Below are 20,921 nucleotides of genomic sequence, written 5' to 3'. Positions count from 1 at the left end.
AGAAGCATATTCAGGAGCACATTCAGCAGCATATAAGGACAAAAATTGTTCTTATTTCCGTGCTGAGATGGGGAATGGGGGGAAATAAGCGCACAAAACGTCCTTATTTTTGGACGGTCGGGTAAAAAGAGGGGAATTCCCTGGTCCTCCAGGCAAATAGAGTCAAAAAATGTCCCTATTTGTATAGAGTAGAGTGAATTTCGGGAAATAAGATCATATAATGCCGCTATTTCTCGCCGCTGCACCGTTTGCACCAACGCACCGCCGTACAGCGCACTAACTTACAGAGCACTACCGTAGCACCACACAGTGCACTAACTTACAGAGCACCCCGTATACCTCACCACACAGCCTACTTTACAGTCCACCACCGTATCACCGCACATCGCAACACCATACAACGGACCGCAGAACCGCCATACAACCGCCGTTATCGCCCGGCAGCCATCCTGCAATGAAAACCGCTGACCCGCTCAGCGGTTTTTTTAATAGGGTTTTCACCGCCATCATCAGGGATTTCCCTGATGGGAAGATGGAGGCGCGCCGTTCCATAATGGAAACAGACAGAATGAATATCATTGGATTCCCCGATCAAATGCATTCATTCGTGGATGAAGGAGTGAACGCTTCCTATGAAAAAAAGATCAGGACTAACTTTTTTCAAACCGAAGGAAGGCTATTCGGGAAACTGGTCGATCGTTGAAGAAAAAAGCCGGGAATGGGAGAACATGTACCGCGGCCGCTGGTCGCACGACAAAGTGGTGCGCACGACGCACGGGGTCAACTGTACCGGCTCCTGCAGTTGGAAGGTTTTTGTGAAAAACGGCATCATCACCTGGGAAAACCAGCAGATCGATTATCCGTCCTGCGGACCGGACATGCCGGAATTTGAGCCGCGCGGTTGTCCGCGGGGCGCATCGTTTTCCTGGTACGAATACAGCCCGCTGCGGGTGAAATATCCGTATATGCGCGGGCGCCTGCTGCGGCTGTGGAAAGAGGCGCTGGCAAAGCAAGGCGACAACCCGGTGAAGGCATGGGCCAGCATCGTGGAAAATCCGGAAGCCGCCAAATCGTATAAGCAAGCCCGCGGCAAAGGGGGCCATGTGCGCGTGACGTGGGAGGAAGCTACCCGTCTTATCGGCGCGCAGCTTATCTATACCATAAAAAAATACGGCCCCGACCGGATCGCAGGCTTTACGCCGATCCCGGCCATGTCGATGATCAGCTACGCATCGGGTGCGCGCTTTATCTCCCTGCTGGGCGGGGAAATGCTCAGCTTCTACGACTGGTACGCCGATTTGCCGCCGGCTTCGCCGCAAATCTGGGGCGAGCAGACCGACGTGCCGGAATCGTCCGACTGGTACAATGCCGGCTACCTCATCATGTGGGGCTCCAACGTGCCGCTGACGCGGACGCCGGACGCCCACTTTATGACCGAGGTGCGGTATAAAGGGACCAAAGTGGTGTCCGTAGCCCCGGACCACGCCGAAAACGTCAAGTTCGCCGACAACTGGCTGGCCCCGCATCCGGGAACCGACGCGGCCGTCGCGCAGGCGATGACGCATGTCATTTTGGACGAGTTCTACGTGCGGCGCCAGGAGCCGATGTTCCTGAACTATGCCAAGCAGTATACGGACATGCCGTTCCTGATTTTGCTCGATTCGCATGAAGGTGAAGGCAAATACAAGGCCGGGCGGTTCGTGAGAGCCAGCGATCTCGGCGAACGTTCGGAGCACGCCGAATGGAAGCCCGTTATTATCGACGAAGCGGAAAACGAGCTGATCGTCCCCAACGGGACGATGGGGCAGCGCTGGGAAAAAGACGTGAAATGGAACCTCAAGCTCGAACGCGAAGACGGAACGGCCATCAAGCCGGCGCTTTCGGTCGAAGGCCATGAAGCCGAGTGGACGGAAATCGTCTTCCCGTATTTCGACCAGAGCGGCAACGGCACATTTGCCCGGACGATTCCGGCGAAGCGGATCACGCTCGCCGACGGTTCGACCCGGCTGGCGGCCACCGTGTATGACCTGATGCTCAGCCAATACGGCGTGAAGCGTTCCGGCGGCTCGAACGCGCATACGGCGGCCGGCTATGACGACGCCAGCTCGCATTACACGCCGGCCTGGCAGGAGAAGATCACCGGCGTCAAAGCTTCGCTCGTCGTGCAAATCGCCAGGGAATTCGCCCAAAACGCGCTCGACACCGGCGGCCGCTCGATGATCATCATGGGCGCGGGCATCAACCATTGGTTCAACAGCGATACGATTTACCGCTCGATCCTGAACCTGGTCGTGCTGACGGCCTCGCAGGGCGTAAACGGCGGCGGCTGGGCCCACTATGTCGGCCAGGAAAAATGCCGGCCGATCGAGGGCTGGTCGACGATCGCGTTCGCCCGCGACTGGCAGGCTCCGCCAAGGCTGCAAAACGCCACCTCGTTTTTCTATTTCGCCACCGATCAGTGGAAATACGAGGAAATGAGCACGGATTCGCTCAAATCGCCGACGGGCGGCCAAACGAAATACAGCCATCCGGCGGATTACAACGTGCTGGCCGCGCGCCTGGGCTGGCTGCCGTCTTACCCGCAGTTCAACAAAAGCAGTCTGGCTTTTGCCGCGGAAGCGGCGGCAGCCGGAAAGACCGAAAACGCCGACATCATCAAGCACGCGTACGAACAGGTCGTGAAGGGAGAAACGAAGTTTGCGATCGAGGACCCGGACGCGCCGGAGAACTTCCCGCGTACGATGTTCGTTTGGCGCTCCAACCTGATCTCCAGCTCGGCCAAAGGGCAGGAGTTCTTCATGAAACATCTGCTCGGCACGCATAACGGGCTGCTGTCCACCCCGAACGAAGAGGAGAAGCCGCAGGAAATCGTCTGGCGCGATGAGGTCGAAGGAAAGCTCGACCTGCTTGTGTCTCTGGATTTCCGCATGACCGCGACGCCGATGTACGCCGATATCGTGCTGCCGGCGGCGACCTGGTACGAGAAGGTCGACATCTCCTCGACCGACATGCACCCGTTCGTGCATCCGTTTAACCCGGCGATCGATCCGCTGTGGGAATCGCGCTCCGACTGGGATATTTACCGCACGCTGGCCGGCGTCCTGTCGGACATGGCGAAAGAGCATCTGCCGGGCGTCTACAAGGACATCGTAAGCTCCCCGCTCGGCCATGATTCCATCGGCGAAATCTCCCAGCCGTACGGCGAGGTGAAGGATTGGAAACGCGGCGAGATCGAACCGGTCCTGGGCAAAACGATGCCCGGCTTCACTGTGGTTGAGCGGGATTACACGAAAATTTACGACAAATACGTTACGCTCGGGCCTAATCTCGAGACCGGCAAAGTCGGCGCCCACGGGGTATCGTTCCCGGTGAAGGAAGAGTACGAGGAACTTAAGTCCATCAATGGCGCTTATTTCGACGACACGATCAAAAACGGGCGGCCGAAGCTGCATACGGCAAGACACGCGGCCAACGCCGTGCTGCATCTGTCTTCGGCGACGAACGGGAAAGTTTCACAGCGGGCTTGGGAATCCGCCGAGCAGGAACACGGTGTGGAGCTTAAGGATATTTCTGCCGACCGCGCCGCCGAAAAGATCACGTTCGCGAACATTACGGCCCAGCCGCGCGAGGTTATTCCGACGCCGGTGTTCACCGGCTCGAACAAATCGGGCCGCCGGTATTCGCCGTTTACGACCAATATCGAACGGCTTGTCCCGTTCCGCACGTTGACCGGGCGGCAGCATTTTTACCTGGATCACGAAATCTTCCTCCAGTTCGGCGAAGCCTTGCCGGTTTATAAGCCGACGCTGCCGCCGATGGTGTTCGGCCCCCGCGACAAGCAGGTCGCCGGAGGCGAAAACGCGCTGGTGCTGCGGTATTTGACGCCGCACGGCAAATGGAACATCCACAGCACGTACCAGGACAACCTGCATATGCTGACCTTGTTCCGCGGCGGCCCGACCGTGTGGATCAGCCGCGAGGACGCCGAGCAGCACAACATCGCCGACAACGATTGGCTGGAAGTGTACAACCGCAACGGCGTCGTGACGGCGAGAGCGGTCGTCAGCCACAAAATGCCGAAAGGCACGATGTTTATGTATCACGCCCAGGACAAACACATCAACGTGCCGGGCTCCGCGATTACCAAGGAGCGGGGCGGCAGCCACAACGCGCCGACGCGCATCCATTTGAAGCCGACGCAATTGGTCGGCGGTTACGCCCAGCTGAGCTATGGCTTTAACTACTACGGTCCGATCGGCAACCAGCGGGACGTGTACGTGGCCGTGCGCAAACTGAAGGAGGTCGATTGGCTTGAAGATTAAAGCGCAAATTGCCATGGTGATGAATCTCGATAAGTGTATCGGCTGCCATACGTGCAGCGTCACTTGCAAAAGCACCTGGACGAACCGCGAAGGCGCGGAATACGTCTGGTTCAACAACGTGGAGACGAAGCCGGGCATCGGCTATCCGAAGCGTTGGGAGGACCAGGAGCAATACAAAGGGGGCTGGACGCTGAAGAACGGCAAGCTGGAGCTGAAATCCGGCAGCAAGCTGTCCAAGATCGCCCTTGGGAAAATTTTCTATAACCCGGACATGCCGGAAATGAAAGATTATTACGAGCCGTGGACCTACGACTATGAGAAGCTGACGAATTCGGGCGAGAAAAAGCACCAGCCTACGGCGCGCCCGAAATCGGCGGTCTCCGGCGAGCCGATGGACATCGACTGGGGTCCCAACTGGGAAGACGATCTGGCCGGCGGGCATATCACCGGGCCCCAAGATCCCAACATCGAAAAAATCGAAGAGGAGATCAAATTCAGCTTCGAGCAGTCGTTTATGATGTACCTGCCGCGGCTGTGCGAGCATTGCCTCAACCCAAGCTGCGTGGCGTCCTGCCCTTCGGGCGCGATTTACAAGCGCGACGAGGACGGCATCGTGCTCGTTGACCAGGAGGCCTGCCGCGGCTGGCGCTACTGCATGACGGGCTGCCCGTACAAGAAGGTGTACTTCAACTGGAAAACGAACAAGGCGGAAAAATGCACCTTCTGCTTCCCGCGCATCGAGGCGGGGCTGCCGACCGTTTGCTCGGAAACGTGCACCGGCCGGATCCGCTACCTCGGCGTGCTGCTGTACGACGCGGACCGCGTGCAGGAAGCGGCTTCCATGCCGAATGAGCAGGACCTGTACCAGGCGCAGCTGGACCTGTTCCTCGATCCGAACGATCCCGCAATCATCGAGCAGGCGCGCAAGGACGGGCTTAGCGAGGAATGGCTCGAAGCCGCGCAAAATTCGCCGGTATACAAACTGGCGATCGAATATAAGCTGGCGTTCCCGCTGCACCCGGAATACCGCACGCTGCCGATGGTGTGGTACGTGCCGCCGCTGAGCCCGATCATGAGCTATTTCGAAGGCCGGGATTCGATTCAAAATCCGGACCTGATCTTCCCGGCGATCGAAGAGATGAGAACGCCGATCCAGTATTTGGCCAATATGCTGACCGCCGGGGACACCGGGGCGGTGAAAGTCGCGCTGCAGCGCATGGCGATGATGCGTTCGTATCAGCGGGCGCACTTTTCCGGGAAGCCGTTTGACGAAAGCCGCCTGGAACGGGTAGGCATGTCGGCCCGGCAAATCGAGGAAATGTACCGTCTTTTGGCGATCGCCAAATACGAAGACCGCTTCGTGATTCCGACTTCGCACAAGGAAGGCTACATGGACCCGTACCGCGCTCAGGGCTCGGAAGGGTTCGGAATGGATTGCGGCGGCTGCGGCCCGGCTTTCACTGCGCAGGAAAAAGGCAAGAGCGGCCAGGATTTATACGAACAGAACTTTTACGGGGGGATCTGGCGTGATTGATCTTGTCAAGCTGCATGAGTATAAAGAGATGTTCGGCTTTTTTGCCGGTCAATTGGCCTACCCCGACAAAGCGGCTTTTCGCGAGCTGCGCGAAGCGGAGGAGCTAAACTGCCCTCCTGCGGTCCGCGAACCGATCGCGGCATACCGGGAACGGATGCTCCTGCTCAGCATGGACGACATCGAAGAACAGTATGTGCAGACGTTCGATTTCGAGAAATCGTCGACGCTTTATATGACCTACTTCAAATATGAGGATTCGCGGGAACGCGGGCAAATGCTGACGGCGCTTAAGGGCGTTTACGAGCTGTACGGTCTGGAGATGGAAGGCCGGGAGCTGCCGGATTACCTGCCGGTGATGTGCGAGTTTCTCTATGCCGCCCAGTGGCTGAATCAGGAGCAGGCCGAAACCGCCATGCAAACGCTGCTCGCCGTGCTTGAAGACGGCACGTACAAACTGATGAAGTCGCTCGAGAAGCAGAACAGTCCTTATTTTTATCTTATCAAGGGGTTACGGGAAACGTTTAAGCTGTGTCTTCGGCAGGAGGTGAACGCTAGTGAGCTTGGTTGATCAGTTTGCCTGGGTCATATTTCCTTATCTGTGCGTCGCCGTTTTTATCGTCGGCCATATTTTCCGCTACCGCTACGACCAATTTAACTGGACGGCCAAATCCAGCGAATTTATCGAGAAAAAACAGCTGATGATCGGCAGCCTGCTGTTCCATATCGGCGTCATTCCGGTCATTCTCGGGCATGTCGCCGGGCTGGGGATTCCGAAGTCGTGGATGAACGCCATGGGCGTCAACGAGCATTTGTACCATATCGGCGCGATGTACGGCGGGGGATTTTTCGGCGTCGTCACGTTTGCCGGGATGCTGATCCTGACGGCGCGCCGCCTGACGAAAAAAACGATCCGCCGCTTAAGCTCGGTTTCGGATATCGCGGTCAATGTGCTGCTATTGTCCATCGTTTTTATGGGCCTGTTCTCCACGCTGGTTACAAACAATGTGCAGCCGGAATTCGATTACCGGGAGACGATATCGGTGTGGTTCCGCAACCTGCTGGTGTTTCGCCCGGAGGCCGCCTATATGGCGGAAGTGCCGCTTTCGTTTAAAATTCATATTATAGGCGGATTTTTGATTTTTGCGCTGTGGCCGTTTACCCGGCTCGTTCATGTTTGGAGCGTACCCTTGAATTATGCCCGGAGAAGCTATATCCTTTATAGGAAGCACCGCCAGCATTAACGCCGGCAGAAGGATTTGAAATTAGGAGCCTAGCGTATGAAGCCATTGTCCAGCGATTACCAGTTCAAAATAGATCAGCTAAGGGAGCAAGCGGGTTACGATTTCGCCGCCCTCGCGTTCGCGCAGACGGCGGTCAACGATTACGTGATCACGTGGCAATTCGCTTCCGGCAATTTAAATGACCGTTATAAGCGCATCGTTCTCCAATCCGGAAAAGGGATTGCCGGCATCGTGTTCAAAACCGGCATCCCGATCCTGGTGACCAGCGTCCGGGAGCAGCTCAACCCAAAGGAATTAATCAATTATCCGATCGTTATGTCGGAGAAGCTGACCGGCCTTGCAGCCATTCCCTTATATTTGGCGGACCGCGTGGAAGGCGTGCTGCTGATCGGCTGCCGCGGGGGGCAAACGATGCCCCAAGACACGCTGCAGGCCTTATACGGGACGCTTCACGGCAGGTTCGGAGATTTTGCCGTAAAGGAGTTGACCATCCCGTGAGCCAGCCTTCGCTGCAGATTTCGCCCGAGCTTTTGCTGAAAATGTATGGACACAGCGCGGAAGCGATTATTTTCTTCGACCGCGACAACGAAGTTATCGCCATGAATCCGACGGCGGAGCAATTGCTTGACCCGCGGATGTTCCGCCGGGGGCAGCCGGACGGAAACAACGCCTTTTGCTTTGCCTGCCGGGGCTACACCAGCGAAGAGGAGCCGATGACCTGTTTGGATTGTTATTTGTCCAATCCGCTTAAAGATTTCAGCTCCTTCCAGCTTTATCTGGAAACGAAGGACCGGGGTCTCGTGCCGTATTCCGCCGGTTTCCACACGGTCGATGAACAGGCCGGCATCCGCGTTTTGTTGCTGCGCGATCTGACGAACCATCTGCTGACCCAACAGACCTTGAACCGCAACACGATGACCAAAAGCATCATCAAGGCCCAGGAAGACGAGCGCAAACGGATTTCGCGCGAGCTGCACGACAGCGTGGCGCAAGAGCTCGTCAGTTCGCTTGTCGATCTGCGCGTACTGAAATATTTGAACGTGCAGGAGGATGCGCTGCAAAAAATCCGGCAGACCGAGGCCTCCTTGACCCGGCTGCTGGAGCAGATCCGCAATCTGTCCGTGGAGCTTCGTCCGGCGTCGCTGGACGACCTTGGCCTGGAGGCGGCCTTCCGCTCCCATTTCAAATGGGTCGAGAAAAACTACGGGGTGGTCGTCCGTTTTAACGCGGAGTTGGGCGGACTGCGGTTCAATAACGAGGTCGAAACGGTCGTCTACCGGGTCTGCCAGGAATCGCTGCTCAACGCCTTAAAGTACGCCGATGTCGACGAAATCACCGTGCGGCTGTACATCGCGGACCGCAAGCTGGAGCTGGTCGTCGAGGACCGGGGAAACGGCTTTGACGTCAATGCCAGGGACCCGAAGGGAACCGGCCTCGGCTTGTACGGGATGAAAGAACGGGCCGAACTGGTAAACGGGGAGATTGTTATCACCTCCGAGCCGGGGAAGGGGACGACGGTGCTGCTCAAGGTTCCGGTCGGACCGGACGGAACGGTCAGCCCCTGACGGGTGAGTCTGCTTAATAGAACGGAGTTGGAAGGGAGGAGCGGATCATGAAGGTTGTCATTGCCGATGACCATGCCGTCGTCCGCAGCGGCTTTGCGATGATCATCAATTTTCAGGAAGACATGGAGGTCGTCGCGACGGCCGCCGACGGGATCGAAGCCTACAAAATGGTGGCGAAGCATCGGCCGGACATTCTGCTGATGGATCTCAGCATGCCTCCCGGCGAAAGCGGACTGATCGCCACCGCGAAGATCAACGAGGATTTTCCCGATACGAAAATCATTATCCTGACCATGTATGACGATGAGGAATATCTGTTCCATGTGCTGAAAAACGGAGCCAAAGGTTATGTGCTGAAAAACGCTCCGGACGAACAGCTGGTCTCGGCGATCCGCATGGTGCATCAGGGCGGCGTTTACATCCACCCGAAGCTGGCCACCTCGCTCGTCCGCGAGTTCATCAACCAAAACCAGGAGGCGGACGAGAGCAGTCCCTACCGGATTTTATCCACCCGCGAGATCGAGATTTTGCCGCTGGTGGCCAAGGGCTACGGCAATAAGGAAATCGCCGAGATGCTGCATATTTCCGTAAAAACCGTCGAGGCGCATAAAGCGAAGCTGATGGAGAAGCTGAATTTAAAAACAAGGCCGGAGCTGGTGGAATACGCGCTCAAAAAGAAGCTGCTGGACTTTTAATCCAAGCGCTTGCCCATAATCGTCGTTTGATGATTATGGGCTTTTTTGTGTCCAAACGGCCCGGTTAGGGAGTTCCGGAACGCAAGCGAGGGATTTCCCTATTTTAGCCGGGCGGTGTTCTCCTCTACAATACGGATTGGGGAATCCGATCGCGGTTCATTCAGTAATTTGGGAAAGGTGATCTATTTGATAAGAAAAGTTCAATTACCGCTGCAAACATTAAATCTTATCGTTGGTTTTGCCGTGTGGGTGATCATCTCTTCGCTCGTGTCGTTTATGGGCGAAGACATCAACATCCCGCCCGACAAGGTGGCGATCATCACGGCGATTCCGGTCGTGCTTGGTTCTGTGCTTCGTATACCTATCGGTTATTACACCAACATCTTTGGGGCCCGGCTCGTCTTTTTGATCAGCTTCGTCTTATTGCTGTTTCCGGTGTACTACATCAGCGAAGCGAAGTCATACGTCGATCTGATCATCGGCGGGTTGTTCCTCGGGATCGGCGGGGCCGTATTTTCCGTCGGCGTTACGTCGCTGCCGAAATATTACCCCAAAGAGCGCCATGGCTTGGTGAACGGCGTTTACGGATTGGGGAATTTGGGAACGGCCGTCACCTCTTTTTCGGCGCCCGTCATCGCTACGCAAATCGGCTGGTCGATGACCGTGAAGCTGTATCTGATCTTGCTGCTGGTGTTTGCGGCATTGAATTTTCTCCTGGGCGACCGCAAGGAAGTCAAAGTGAAAACGTCGATGATGGAACAGATCAAAGGCGTCTACAAAAACGAAAAGCTGTGGCTGTTTTCGCTGCTCTATTTCATTACCTTTGGCTCGTTTGTCGCTTTTACCGTGTATTTGCCGAATTTCCTCGTCACGAACTTTGGCCTGGACAAGGTTGACGCAGGGATGCGGACGGCCGGCTTCATCGCTCTCGCTACGTTCATGCGCCCGGTTGGCGGTTGGCTGGCGGACCGCTTCAACGCGCTGTATCTGCTGGTCGGGGTCTTTACGGCCTTTACCGTGGCCGCGATCGTGTTGGCCTTTTCGCCGACGTTCACCTTATATACCGTTGGTTGCCTAGTTATCGCGGTCGCCGCGGGAATCGGGAACGGGGTGATCTTTAAGCTGGTGCCGCAGTATTTCAACAAGCAGGCCGGAATCGTCAACGGGATCGTTTCGATGATGGGCGGACTCGGCGGATTTTTCCCGCCGCTGCTGTTATCTTATATCCATTCGGTGACCGGGCAGTATTCGATCGGATTTATGCTGCTGTCGCAGGTGGCGCTGGCCAGCGTGATCCTCGTTCTTTGGATGCTCTACCATGACAAGGGGAGCTTGCCGGCGAAGACATCCAATATCAGCAATTAAAGCTAGCCGTGTTCATGAAAACAGCCTTGGCCGGTAGTTAATCATCGGGCCAAGGCTGTTTTATGATTAGCGGCGGTTCAGATCACGTAGAAACATTCCTTTGCCTCCGTCTGCTTGATGCCGAATTCAAAGGTGTCCTGACGCAATCCCCGGCGCATCGTTTCAAGCGATAAAATATCCGCCGGAGGAATATTCCCCAGGTGTACGTCCGAACCGAATTTCCGCAGCAGCAGCACTTGTTGATGCTTCAGCGGCGCTTCCCACATCAGCCTGCGGGAATCGGGGACAAATTCGAGGATATTGTCGACAATCTCCATGCGGCAATCGCCCTTTTCATCGAAAATGCCGACGCCGCATCCCGACTCGCGGGCCTCTACGGTCATCAGCTCGGCGCCGGCCTCCAGATCGGCCTCCTGAGTCTCCGCCAGATGTGTGGCATCGATAAGCGACCCGGACAGCTTTTTGCCGAATTCCGTAACGACCTTAAGACCATGTTTTTTGCCTTCCTGAATCAGCTCGGTGCGTTTTTTGCGCGGAAGCTCGATCGTTCCGTCGGACACCTCAATCCCGTTGAAGCCGAGGCTGCAGACCGCGTCAAAGAAAGCCGGAACGGCATCTTGCTGAACGGCCGTTTCCAGCAGCGTGCCGCCGGGCATCACCATCAGGCCGTGCCGTTTGGCCAAATTGATCTTGTACAGCAGCAGCTCCGTGCTGTACAGCGGGGATGTGCCAAAGCCAAACTTGACGCAATCGACATAGGGGGAACCCAGTTCGATCAAATCCGCAAACGCATTTCTGCCCAAGCCTTTGTCGATGATCATTGTGAGGCCGCGGCTTAATGCCTCCAAGGGTTGACGGTTGCCCTCGCCGGGGGCTTGACGGCGCAGTCCGCTCGGGTCGCTTAGCTCGGGGGGCCAAACTGCACGCAACGTACTATTCATCTGGAATCTCCTCATTTCTTTAAACTTAGCTTTTGATCCAATGTCATAGGCATCATATGCGTTTGCCCCCCGGCAGGTGCCCAGCTTTTGGTAAAAGCGAATCGCCGGCTCAGCTGACTTTACGAGGCGGCCGAATCAGGAAAAATACCAGCCCCAGCGTAATCAAAGACAGGACCGAGACGGAAATAAACACCAGATAATCCGACTTGTCCATCATCCAACCGAATAACGGCGGACCGAAAGCGACACCTAGAAACCGCAGGCTGTTGTACAGGGAGGTGATCATGCCGCGTTCGCTTTTTTGCACCGCCCCGGTAATGATCGTATTTAGACAGGGCAGGAGCAGTCCGGTACCGATGCTGCTGACCGTAAGCAGGCCGATAAACACATACATGTTTTTGAAGAAAAAAATCGTGGCCCCGAGCGCCAGCGTCATCAACAGCAGCCCGATGTTCATGAGCCAGCGCATCAACGTGCCTTTTTTCTTAATCACGCTTCCGGTCGTATAGGATGTAATGACCATCCCAAGCAGGGGAATGGCCAAAATAAAGCCTTTGACGACCCCGTCGATGTTGTAGGGCGGATCCTCCAAAATATTGGACAAATAAAACAGCACGCCGAACAAAATGAATAGTCCCAACGATCCGGCAAAAAAACAGGTGATCAGCCAGCTGCCTTTTTTGCTGAAAACTTCCCCGATTTTGTGAATGTATTTCCCCAGCTCCTGCTTCTGCTCGTGTTTGGGTTCTTTAATCAAAAACAAGACAGCAAGCAAGGATATGAGACAAAACGCGGGAAACGCGAAAAACGAAGCGTACCAGACAATCAGAACGAGCAGGGAGCCGATGATCGGACTAAGCACTTTTCCCGAGCCGTTGGAGGCCTCAATCAGCCCCAGCGCTTTACTTTCCGTACCGCCCTTGTAGAGGTCGCCAACCAGGGCCATTGCGATGGGCGCGGTCCCGGCGGCCGCCATGCCCTGGATCGCTCTGGCCGCAATAATCACCCCGTAGGAGTCCCAAATCGCTCCGAAGCCGGCGAGTACGCCCGCTCCGCCGTAAACGATCAAAGCGGGGACGATGATCATTTTCCGCCCAAACTGGTCGGACAAATAGCCGATCACCGGAATGAACAGGGCGGCGGCCAAAGAAAAAATCGAGATGACCAAGCTGCTTTGAAATTTGCTGATCCCGAGCTGCCGCTGCATTTCGGGAAGCACGGGCACCAGCATGGAGTTGCCGAACACCTGCACGATCGGTATGGTGGCGATGGCGATAAATTCCCAAATACGCCCTTTGGACTCGCTGCCGGATTGCTCCTCGGCTTCCTCAGCCTCTTTTGATTTGCGGCCTGGAGTAAGGCGTATATCGCTTTCAAACGAAATATTCAGCTTGCGTGATTTGGTCTTTTCCATGCGTATTAGCTCCTCAGGTCGGCAAAATGTAAACACATAATTAACAAGTTCATTATTTGTTATTCTCATGGAAGGTATTCATCAAGGGTCCGTTGCACCATTTAAGCCGGGTTGGGCATAAGCTGATAATGCTCGGGAAGAAGGGAGGAACATGTTGAATATCGAGATTATGCAGGGGGGCGGCAAGATGCCCGCAGCTTCGGATATCAACGTGGTGATTGACGTCATACGGGCATTTACGGTCGCTCATCAGGCGTTCATTCATGGCATTAAAGGCATCTTTCTCGCGGCAACGCCGGAGGAAGCTTTTTGCTTGAAAAAGGAAAAAGAGGGATGTCTTCTGGCGGGAGAGGAAAAAGGGCTGCTCATCGGCGGCTTTGATCTTGACAACTCCCCGGCGCGAATACGGCGGGCGGATCTTCGGGGGAAGTTTCTGGTCCAGAGAACGACCAATGGCGTGAAGGCGACGTTAAACGCTCTAAACGCCGAGCATGTTTTGGTAACGGGGTTTTCGAACGCCCGGACGACAGCGGAGTATATCAAAGCAAGATGGCTTAAGTCCAACCCCTCCATCACGATCAACATCATCGCCTCGCATCCCACGGGGGACGATGATCTGGCCTGCGCGGAGTACATTTCCGGCATTCTTCGCGGCACCTTCGCTCCTTCGGCGGAGGAAACCAGGCTAAGGATACTTGGCTCGGAAGCGGCCCAAAAATTTTACGATCCCGGCAAGCCGGAATTTTTGCCTGAAGACATGGAATTTTGCAGCGCGGAGCTGCGCTCGCATTTCGTGATGGCGGTGAACCGCTTAAACCGCATTCCTTTCGTGGAAAAAGTGATAGTTTGAATAAGAAGGAGAATAACGATTTTTCGGGAGGTCTGGTTCCATCGTTATTCTCTTTCGCTTTTTGCATCCGTTTGTTATTCCGGCTTTTTGACGAGCAATGGGGGAGGGACAAGCCAGCCCTTTTCTTTGTTTAAGCGAAGAATTCGCAGGCCGAATCCGGTTTTGGCCACATGGTATTTGGCAAATAAGGCGGCGATATCCTCACGGATGGACATGCCCATCGCGGAACTGCATCCCGCGAGACCCGCCGCATTGTCCATGGCGAGCTTTGCGCCGATTTCCGGATCGGCAAACCGGGCCCCGGCCGGAATATCTTCCAGCTTGGCTTCCGGGCGTTCCGGCAGCATGGGAGGCGGTGTAATCCCTGCTTCGCTTAACAGCTTGTCGAACTCTTTGATTTCCAGCTTGGCTTGATCGATCAAATCGCCAAGCAATTCTTTCAGCTCCTTATCGCCGGCATGATAAGTAAACGCTTGATAACACGACAGTATCATCTTCGCTCCCATCGAGCTTTCCCAAATCGTAAATATTTCTCCGTAATGCATCGGTTCATTTTTCGGATTTCCATCCAACACGCCCATTGTGCAGTCTCCTTAAATTTATTTTTTGGTTAAACAGGGCTATTATGCCCAATTTGCCGCGAAATCTTTTTTTGATCGAAGGCACTTTTGGTTTGCTTCATGTGTTATAAACATAGAAAGCCATGGAGGTGAGCAAAACGTTACAGGAACCTAAACCGCCGGAAAGCTTACGGGATCCCGGGCAAATTGAAGACATCGTCCAGCGGATTCAGCAAGGGGAACGGGAAGAGTTTGCGCTGATCGTTCAGGCGTTTCAGCAGCCGATTTTTCGCTACTGCTGCCGTCTGCTCGGCAACCGGCAAGACGCCGAGGATGCCGTACAGGATGTTTTGTTCAAGGCGTATCAGTCCATAGGGCGGTACAAGCCTGCGGCCAGCTTCTCGTCTTGGTTATACAGAATCGCTTGCAACCATTGTCTGAATCTTTTGCGCAGACGCCGGCTGCAGAGCCGGATCATGCGTATTTTCAAACCGGAGACGGCCGCCGGGAGCCCGGAACAGAAAATGGAGGAGGGCTTGTACAGTGAAACCTTGCAAGCGGCGCTTATGAAGTTGTCGCTGGAAGAGCGGAATATGCTGGTGCTGCGGGTTTTTGAACAGCTTAGCTATCAGGAGATGAGCGAAATCCTGCAGGTTAGCCCCAATGCCTTGAATAAGCGGATGAAGAAGACGATGAACAAAATGAAGGCCTGCATAGAGCATAAGGAGGAGATGGAATGCAATACGGAGTCGGTAATGAGTACGAAAATATAATTCAAGAGGCTGTGCCCGCGAAAAATTTGCCGGAAATTGAGGTCACGGAGCGGGTGATGCGCCGCATTCGCGAGTCCGCAGGGAAAGCGCCGAACAACCGCAGCCGCTGGTTTAGCCGCACCGGGGCTTTTACGGCCGCGTTAACGCTGCTGTTTCTCTCCCTAACGGCTTATGCCGCTTCCGAATGGATTCAAATCCGCAATGCGGCAGGAGAGATTAAAGTACAATATGCCGCGCCGGATCTTACAAGGGAGCAGGGTTCCTATGACAAATTTGAGCATAAAGCGCTGAAACTTGCCAAACCGGGCGAATTGATCGCTTATTATGTGAAAAGCGACAAGGCTGCAGATGATCCTGGCGCCAAGGAACAGCTGCAGTTCGCTTACAAGGAGCGCCGGATCACCGACTACGCTGCTTTTTTGGCGGAAATGAAAAGAACGGGGACTCCGCTGCTGCCCGAAACGGTAGCGGGATATCCTTTTGAATACGGTGGGGTAAGTGCGCATCTTCCTACCGATGCTGAAATAAAAAACTCTGAGGTATATGCGCAAACACTGAAGGAACTAAAAGCTGAAGTCGAAACCTCAAGCGGGACTCGCTTTGCCGCAAAAGCGATTCCGTGGACGGAGGCCGGTGCTGTGCAGGGGAAATATACGCTGGATACCGCTCATATTGAAATCAGCGCCCTTATGCTTCGCGGCGGAAAGCTTACCCAGGAGCAGGAAGACAAGGCAGAGCTGATTTCGGTGGAAGGCAGGAACCTTGTTTATAACGATGTGAAAAAAGAGAATAGAAGCTATCATTACCTTACGTGGTATAACGAACAGCAGGATGCTTACTATCTCTTATCCACTTTCGGCGGGCACGCTCTAACCAAGGAACAGCTTGTGAAATTGGCCGGGGAATTATTCCGGGGCGGGCTTTGAAAAAATTCAAATGGGGGAGTTGTTGGTACGAGGTCGATTTGATAAAACCGGCTGCTTGGAACGGCGACGAACCGTCGGCCCCCGAAATAGCGGCACTTTATGTACTTATTATCCGGGGCCAGGTATGTTCCCGCTCATTAGCGCCATTTTTTGTGCTTATTTTCCTATAAATGGCCCAGAACACGGGAAACCCCATATGGTTCAAGAAAATAGCGACATAAATTACCGCTATATCTCTCAGATTGACCGGTATCGCTGGAATAACGCCATTTTATGTACTTATTTTTTGGCTGGAGTTTCCCGGGCAGAAAAAAGGCTGCTTCCGTCTCCAACTTAACTCAACTCGACCCAACCAACTAACTCAACCAACTAACTCAACCCACCCTAGCCCAACTATCTAACTCAACTTAACTTAACTTAACTTAACTCGTCCAACCTAACCTAATTTAACTCAACTCAACCTATCATCGCCGTGCCTTGCATGAGGATTAACTTTAACCATTTAACCCGTTTTGCGGCACGATAACGCGCGCCTTTCTCGGCGCGCGTTATGTCCCGTGCAACGCCAGCCGTTACCGGTGTTGCGCATACACGTTCGCTTTGCTCGCCTGGCGGATCAGCTGGACTTCCTCGGCGGACAAAGCCGGAACGTTGGCGGCTGCGATATTTTGGAGCAGCTGCTCCCTGGAGCTGGCCCCGGGAATTGCAACGGCCACCGCCGGGTGGGCAAGGGAATACCGGATGGCCAGCTGCGTCAGGCTGCGCCCCTCAGTCTCCAGCTCCCGGAGCTGTCGGCGCAGCGAGATCAGCTCCTCCAACTCATAATCGAGAATGCCTTTGTTGGGCTCTCTTCCGGCGGCGAGCGCGCCGCTGGCCAGCGGGCCGCGGGCAATGGCGCTGATTCCTTTTTCCTGGAGCAAAGGAAGCACGGTTTCTTCAGCCCGCCGGTCTACGATGCTGTATTGATTCATGACGCTGACGATGGAAGAGCGGGCGGCGTATTCCCGGATCACGTTGGGGCGAATCGAGGAAATGCCATACTCCCGAATGACGCCTTCGCGCTTTAACTGCTCGAACGCTTCGATCGTCTCATCGATCGGGTCTTCCATGGTTCCTCCGTGAAGCTGATACAAATCGATATAATCCGTGCCGAGCCTGCGCAAGCTTTCTTTGACGGCCGAGAGGATATAGGTTTTGGAAGGGTCCCACACCCAGCCGTCCTGACCGGGAATTCTCCGGTTGCCTGCTTTTGTGGCCACCACGACCCGATCCCGCCGTCCCCGAATCGCCTTGCCGACGATCTTTTCGTTGCGCCCGCTATCGTATAAATCGGCGGTGTCCAGGAAGTTGACGCCGAGATCAAGCGCCTCATGGATCAGCGAGACGGCTTTCGCTTCGTCCGTCCCCAAAGTCATGCAACCCATTCCGATTTCGCCGACGAGCAAATCGGATGCGCCTAAACGATTCATTTTCATATGATTCATCTCCTTATATCTGCATATGTAAAATATAATCTTCGTCTATCATATCATTTCAAATCATTTCAAACCTTTTTCGGCGCAAATATGCGGCGGAAAGAAGAAAACCAACGGTCCGAAAGATCGTTGGTCAAACATCAAGCAACGTAGGCTAGTGGATATCGCGTTTTTTGAAGTTGCCTCCGCGCACTTCGGATACGTCGGATACGACGACAAATGCGCTGTGATCGATGTCTTTGATGATGGAGAGAAGCTTGGTTTCTTCCATGCGGTTAATGACGCAGTTCAGGATTTGGGTTTCCTCCTTCGAGTACCCGCCCCGGCCCGGGGTGAAGGTAACGCTTCGGCCGAGACGGGATTGAATCGCTTCCCCGAGCTCTTCCGATTTGCTGCTGATCACCTTGACGGACTTTGATTTCTCCAAACCAACTTGAATGATATCGATGACATTTTTGGCGATGTAATAGGTTAATGCCGAGTAGAGGGCGTTTTCCAAGCCGTAAATAAAGCCCGCGCCCGTAAAAATAAACGCGTTGATGACCAGGATAATGTCGCCGACGGAGAACGGGATTTTGCGGGAGAGCAGTACGGCGAGCACTTCCGATCCATCCATGGCGCCTCCGCTGCGGAGCACGATCCCGATTCCGACGCCGATCAGCAGCCCCCCAGCCAAGACGACAAGCAAAGGATCTTTAGGTCCCAATATCGGTTTGATGTGATGCATCAGCACGGTGGAAACCGACAACGCCACGATGCCGATACTGCTCATAATCGCGAACGTTTTTCCGACCTGCTTGTAACCGAGGTATACGAACGGAATATTTAAAACAAACAGCAAAATGCCGAGGGAAATGCCGAACAGGTCGGAGCCCATGATGCTTAAGCCGGTAACGCCGCCGTCAATGACATCGTTGGGGATCAGCACGGCTTCCAGGCCGTATCCGGTAATCACTGCCCCGATGATGATCATGATCACCCTGCGAACCCATTCAAGTGTTTTATTTTTTTTCATAAGTTTGCTCCTTACGTTGTTGGGATTGTTCCAAATAAATTTTTGCGATAAAAAAAAGCCGCCGGGCTTCCAATTCCAGCCCCGTACGTTCAAAAGCTTCTTTCAACGCTTTAAGCGCAATCAGGATTAATGTGCAATTGATGACTTTCTGCGCGATCAAGCCGTGCAGCCCGTCGATCAGTTCGATGGAACTGACGGGCGTATTTTCCGCCGCAGCCTTTTGTTTTAATGCATCGATTAGTTCCAGGACAAAACTTTTTTCTATATGCACCCCGCTTCCTTTTTGGTCAAGTTGAAGGAGCGGGTCCATCGCAAAGATGTTTTCCCGGGAATCCAGCATGACTTTGATGATCGCCTCGATGTAACGCAGCAGTTTGGGAATGACTTCATGCCATTCGGGACTTGTCCGAAACAAGCTTTCCCACGTTAGCGAAACTTGCTGGACCATTCCAAAATACAGCATGGCCGCGTCAAAGGAATACGGCTTGATCTCGGCCCCGTATATATCAACCAGTCTGGAGGACAGCCATTTTATTTGTTTGCCGATCAGCGCCGATATTTCAAGCTCTCCGCTATGATACTCCGACCATAACATTTCGAGAATGGGCCTTTTCTCCGGCAAAGACATCGGGACGGCCAATTGGTCGGCCAGCAGCGCCAGCTCGGAAGGGTATTCGCCGGCTTCCAGCTCCCTGCGGATCACCATGTCATCCTGATGGCTTTGCTCGAGTATAGCCACGATTACATCGCTTTTCGAGTTAAAATATTTGTAAAATGTGCCCTTTGCGACTTGCGAGGTTTCGAGAATCATCTGAATGGAAGTATGGGGAATTCCATGCTCCTTGAACAGTTCAAGCGCCGTGTCCATTATTAAATGCTTGCGGTCCCTCATGGAAACGCTCCTTAGATGTTTTAATGTATTTATTATATCATCATTAATGGGGTTAACCAAACCTCTAAAATTTAAAATGAACTTCATGTACAATTTAAAGTCGTGATTATCAATAAAAATTGACATGCCGTGTTTGATATTGAATTAAAATAGACATAGCGTATAGTTTTGAGGGCGTAGAGAGTTTTTTGCGAACCCGGGTTCCTTTGTTAAAATTTACTGGACATATTGTTAACCTGTGTAGTAATTTTAGGTTGACAATTATGCGGTAATACTCCATTTTGAAGGGACGGGATCACTTGATGAAAACGGTTGGGCCGTGGGATATTTACGTTGCAAAGGCGCTCCAAGGAAATTGCCTCACGATGGAAGAGGGGCTGAATGTGCTTCAGGCGGAGGATGATGAGCTGCTCCCCCTGATGGAAGCGGCTTTTCAAGTCCGAAAACATTATTTCGGCAAAAAAGTGAAGCTGAACATGATCATTAACGCCAAAAGCGGACTTTGCCCGGAGGACTGCGGCTACTGCTCGCAATCGCTCGTCTCGGCGGCCCCGGTGGCCAAATACGCGTTGTTGGATAAAGAGACCCTGCTCGCCGGCGCGCGCGAAGCGATGCGGCGCAAAGCCGGAACCTACTGCATCGTGGCGTCCGGCAGAGGGCCGACGGACAAGGAGCTGGAGCAGGTCGCGGAGGCGGTGAAAGAAATCCGGGAGACGATGCCGCTCAAAATATGCGCCTGCCTCGGCCTGCTGAAAGCGGATCAGGCCCGGCGGCTGTCGGAAGCGGGGGTTCACCGCTATAACCATAACTTGAATACGAGCAAGGCGAATTATCCTTCCATCACGAGCACGCACACCTATGACCAGCGCGTCGAAACGGTGGAAACCGCCAAAGCTAGCGGTTTGTCGCCTTGCTCCGGCGTAATCGTCGGGATGGGGGAGACGGACCGGGAAATCGTGGAGATGGCGTTTGCGCTGCGCGAACTGGATGCTGATTCGATCCCGGTCAATTTTCTGAACGCCATCCCGGGAACGCCGCTGGAGCACGCCGGGCGGACGCCGGCTCTTAAGGCGCTGAAAACGCTGGCCCTGTTCCGCTTCATTTGTCCGTCCAAAGAAATCCGCGTGGCCGGCGGCCGCGAAACGAGCCTCCGCTCGCTTCAGCCATTGTCCCTGTACGCGGCCAATTCGCTGTTCGTCGGCGACTACTTGACGACCGCAGGGCAGGACGTTCGCCAGGACCACCGCATGATTGAGGATCTGGGCTTTGAGATTGAACTCACTGCGATTTAGCGCTTTGGAGGATGGCGCGGCTGCCCGTTTTCCATTAAACTGAATATGGAAAACGAAACCA

Annotated in this window: 18 protein-coding genes; 12 read left to right on the top strand and 6 right to left on the bottom strand. The window is 54.3% G+C overall.

Annotation, left to right across the window (positions count from 1 at the left end; genetic code table 11):
- The first annotated feature begins 632 nt into the window (after nt 1-632).
- The 8 genes from NYE69_RS20410 to NYE69_RS20375 all read left to right on the top strand — a co-directional run bounded on the left by NYE69_RS20410 (nt 633) and on the right by NYE69_RS20375 (nt 10,722).
- Nucleotides 633-4,322, top strand: coding sequence for a nitrate reductase subunit alpha (locus NYE69_RS20410; protein WP_340927642.1), 3,690 nt, complete (start codon nt 633-635; stop codon nt 4,320-4,322).
- Nucleotides 4,312-5,856 carry a nitrate reductase subunit beta gene (narH, locus tag NYE69_RS20405; protein ID WP_270619499.1) on the top strand — a complete coding sequence of 515 codons (1,545 nt, stop codon included), beginning with the start codon at nt 4,312-4,314 and terminating at the stop codon, nt 5,854-5,856. The genes NYE69_RS20410 and narH overlap by 11 nt, the downstream gene beginning before the upstream one ends.
- Nucleotides 5,849-6,424 (top strand): nitrate reductase molybdenum cofactor assembly chaperone, encoded by a 576-nt coding sequence (narJ, locus tag NYE69_RS20400; RefSeq protein ID WP_124332026.1) that lies wholly within the window; start codon nt 5,849-5,851, stop codon nt 6,422-6,424. Before narH ends, narJ begins: the two co-directional genes overlap by 8 nt.
- Entirely contained in the window at nt 6,417-7,097 is a 681-nt protein-coding gene (gene narI, locus NYE69_RS20395) for a respiratory nitrate reductase subunit gamma (RefSeq protein WP_445744844.1), read from the top strand. The genes narJ and narI overlap by 8 nt, the downstream gene beginning before the upstream one ends.
- A 36-nt stretch (nt 7,098-7,133) precedes the next feature.
- Complete coding sequence (locus NYE69_RS20390; RefSeq protein WP_340927638.1) at nt 7,134-7,595, top strand: GAF domain-containing protein; 462 nt, start codon at nt 7,134-7,136, stop codon at nt 7,593-7,595.
- Between the two features lie 41 nt (nt 7,596-7,636).
- A complete protein-coding gene (locus tag NYE69_RS20385; protein WP_340930460.1) occupies nt 7,637-8,662 on the top strand; it encodes a sensor histidine kinase in 1,026 nt (341 codons plus the stop codon).
- 47 nt (nt 8,663-8,709) lie between these two features.
- On the top strand, nt 8,710-9,357 hold the full coding sequence (locus NYE69_RS20380; protein WP_036622774.1) for a response regulator transcription factor: 648 nt from the start codon (nt 8,710-8,712) through the stop codon (nt 9,355-9,357).
- A 186-nt stretch (nt 9,358-9,543) separates the two neighbouring features.
- Entirely contained in the window at nt 9,544-10,722 is a 1,179-nt protein-coding gene (locus tag NYE69_RS20375; protein ID WP_270619501.1) for a nitrate/nitrite transporter, read from the top strand.
- A 77-nt stretch (nt 10,723-10,799) separates the two neighbouring features.
- On the opposite strand, the gene NYE69_RS20370 is transcribed toward NYE69_RS20375, so the two are convergent.
- Both NYE69_RS20370 and NYE69_RS20365 read right to left on the bottom strand, forming a co-directional pair.
- The gene (locus tag NYE69_RS20370) at nt 10,800-11,663 is read right to left on the bottom strand and encodes a phosphosulfolactate synthase (RefSeq protein ID WP_124332030.1); all 864 of its coding nucleotides are present in this window, start codon (nt 11,661-11,663) and stop codon (nt 10,800-10,802) included.
- Nucleotides 11,664-11,772: 109 nt separating this feature from the next.
- The gene (locus tag NYE69_RS20365) at nt 11,773-13,077 is read right to left on the bottom strand and encodes an MFS transporter (protein WP_124332031.1); all 1,305 of its coding nucleotides are present in this window, start codon (nt 13,075-13,077) and stop codon (nt 11,773-11,775) included.
- 154 nt (nt 13,078-13,231) lie between these two features.
- On the opposite strand from NYE69_RS20365, the gene NYE69_RS20360 reads away from it, so the two are divergent.
- Nucleotides 13,232-13,927 carry a 2-phosphosulfolactate phosphatase gene (locus NYE69_RS20360; protein ID WP_445744843.1) on the top strand — a complete coding sequence of 232 codons (696 nt, stop codon included), beginning with the start codon at nt 13,232-13,234 and terminating at the stop codon, nt 13,925-13,927.
- A gap of 74 nt (nt 13,928-14,001) precedes the next feature.
- Here the strand turns inward: NYE69_RS20360 and NYE69_RS20355 are convergent, their stop codons facing one another.
- The gene (locus NYE69_RS20355; RefSeq protein ID WP_036622780.1) at nt 14,002-14,508 is read right to left on the bottom strand and encodes a DUF3231 family protein; all 507 of its coding nucleotides are present in this window, start codon (nt 14,506-14,508) and stop codon (nt 14,002-14,004) included.
- Between the two features lie 128 nt (nt 14,509-14,636).
- Here NYE69_RS20355 and NYE69_RS20350 point away from each other — a divergent pair, with 128 nt between their 5' ends.
- Together NYE69_RS20350 and NYE69_RS20345 are read left to right on the top strand one after the other, a co-directional pair.
- Nucleotides 14,637-15,260, top strand: coding sequence for an RNA polymerase sigma factor (locus NYE69_RS20350; protein WP_270619502.1), 624 nt, complete (start codon nt 14,637-14,639; stop codon nt 15,258-15,260).
- Entirely contained in the window at nt 15,224-16,186 is a 963-nt protein-coding gene (locus NYE69_RS20345) for a hypothetical protein (protein WP_340927634.1), read from the top strand. The genes NYE69_RS20350 and NYE69_RS20345 overlap by 37 nt, the downstream gene beginning before the upstream one ends.
- 572 nt (nt 16,187-16,758) lie before the next feature.
- Here NYE69_RS20345 and NYE69_RS20340 read toward each other — a convergent pair.
- The 3 genes from NYE69_RS20340 to NYE69_RS20330 form a co-directional block, all read right to left on the bottom strand.
- The gene (locus tag NYE69_RS20340) at nt 16,759-17,661 is read right to left on the bottom strand and encodes an aldo/keto reductase (protein ID WP_340927632.1); all 903 of its coding nucleotides are present in this window, start codon (nt 17,659-17,661) and stop codon (nt 16,759-16,761) included.
- A 154-nt stretch (nt 17,662-17,815) separates the two neighbouring features.
- On the bottom strand, nt 17,816-18,676 hold the full coding sequence (locus NYE69_RS20335) for a YitT family protein (RefSeq protein ID WP_328272145.1): 861 nt from the start codon (nt 18,674-18,676) through the stop codon (nt 17,816-17,818).
- Nucleotides 18,663-19,568: a TetR/AcrR family transcriptional regulator gene (locus NYE69_RS20330; protein ID WP_328272144.1), complete on the bottom strand. Its 906-nt coding sequence runs from the start codon at nt 19,566-19,568 to the stop codon at nt 18,663-18,665. Before NYE69_RS20330 ends, NYE69_RS20335 begins: the two co-directional genes overlap by 14 nt.
- A 302-nt stretch (nt 19,569-19,870) precedes the next feature.
- Here NYE69_RS20330 and bioB point away from each other — a divergent pair, with 302 nt between their 5' ends.
- Nucleotides 19,871-20,860, top strand: coding sequence for a biotin synthase BioB (bioB, locus tag NYE69_RS20325; RefSeq protein ID WP_328272147.1), 990 nt, complete (start codon nt 19,871-19,873; stop codon nt 20,858-20,860).
- Nucleotides 20,861-20,921 lie beyond the last annotated feature (61 nt).

The sequence above is a fragment of the Paenibacillus sp. FSL R5-0527 genome, from assembly GCF_038008055.1.
Taxonomy (GTDB): domain Bacteria; phylum Bacillota; class Bacilli; order Paenibacillales; family Paenibacillaceae; genus Fontibacillus; species Fontibacillus macerans.
Note: the sequence above shows the minus strand (reverse complement) of the source record. Positions and strands in the feature narration are given on the sequence as shown.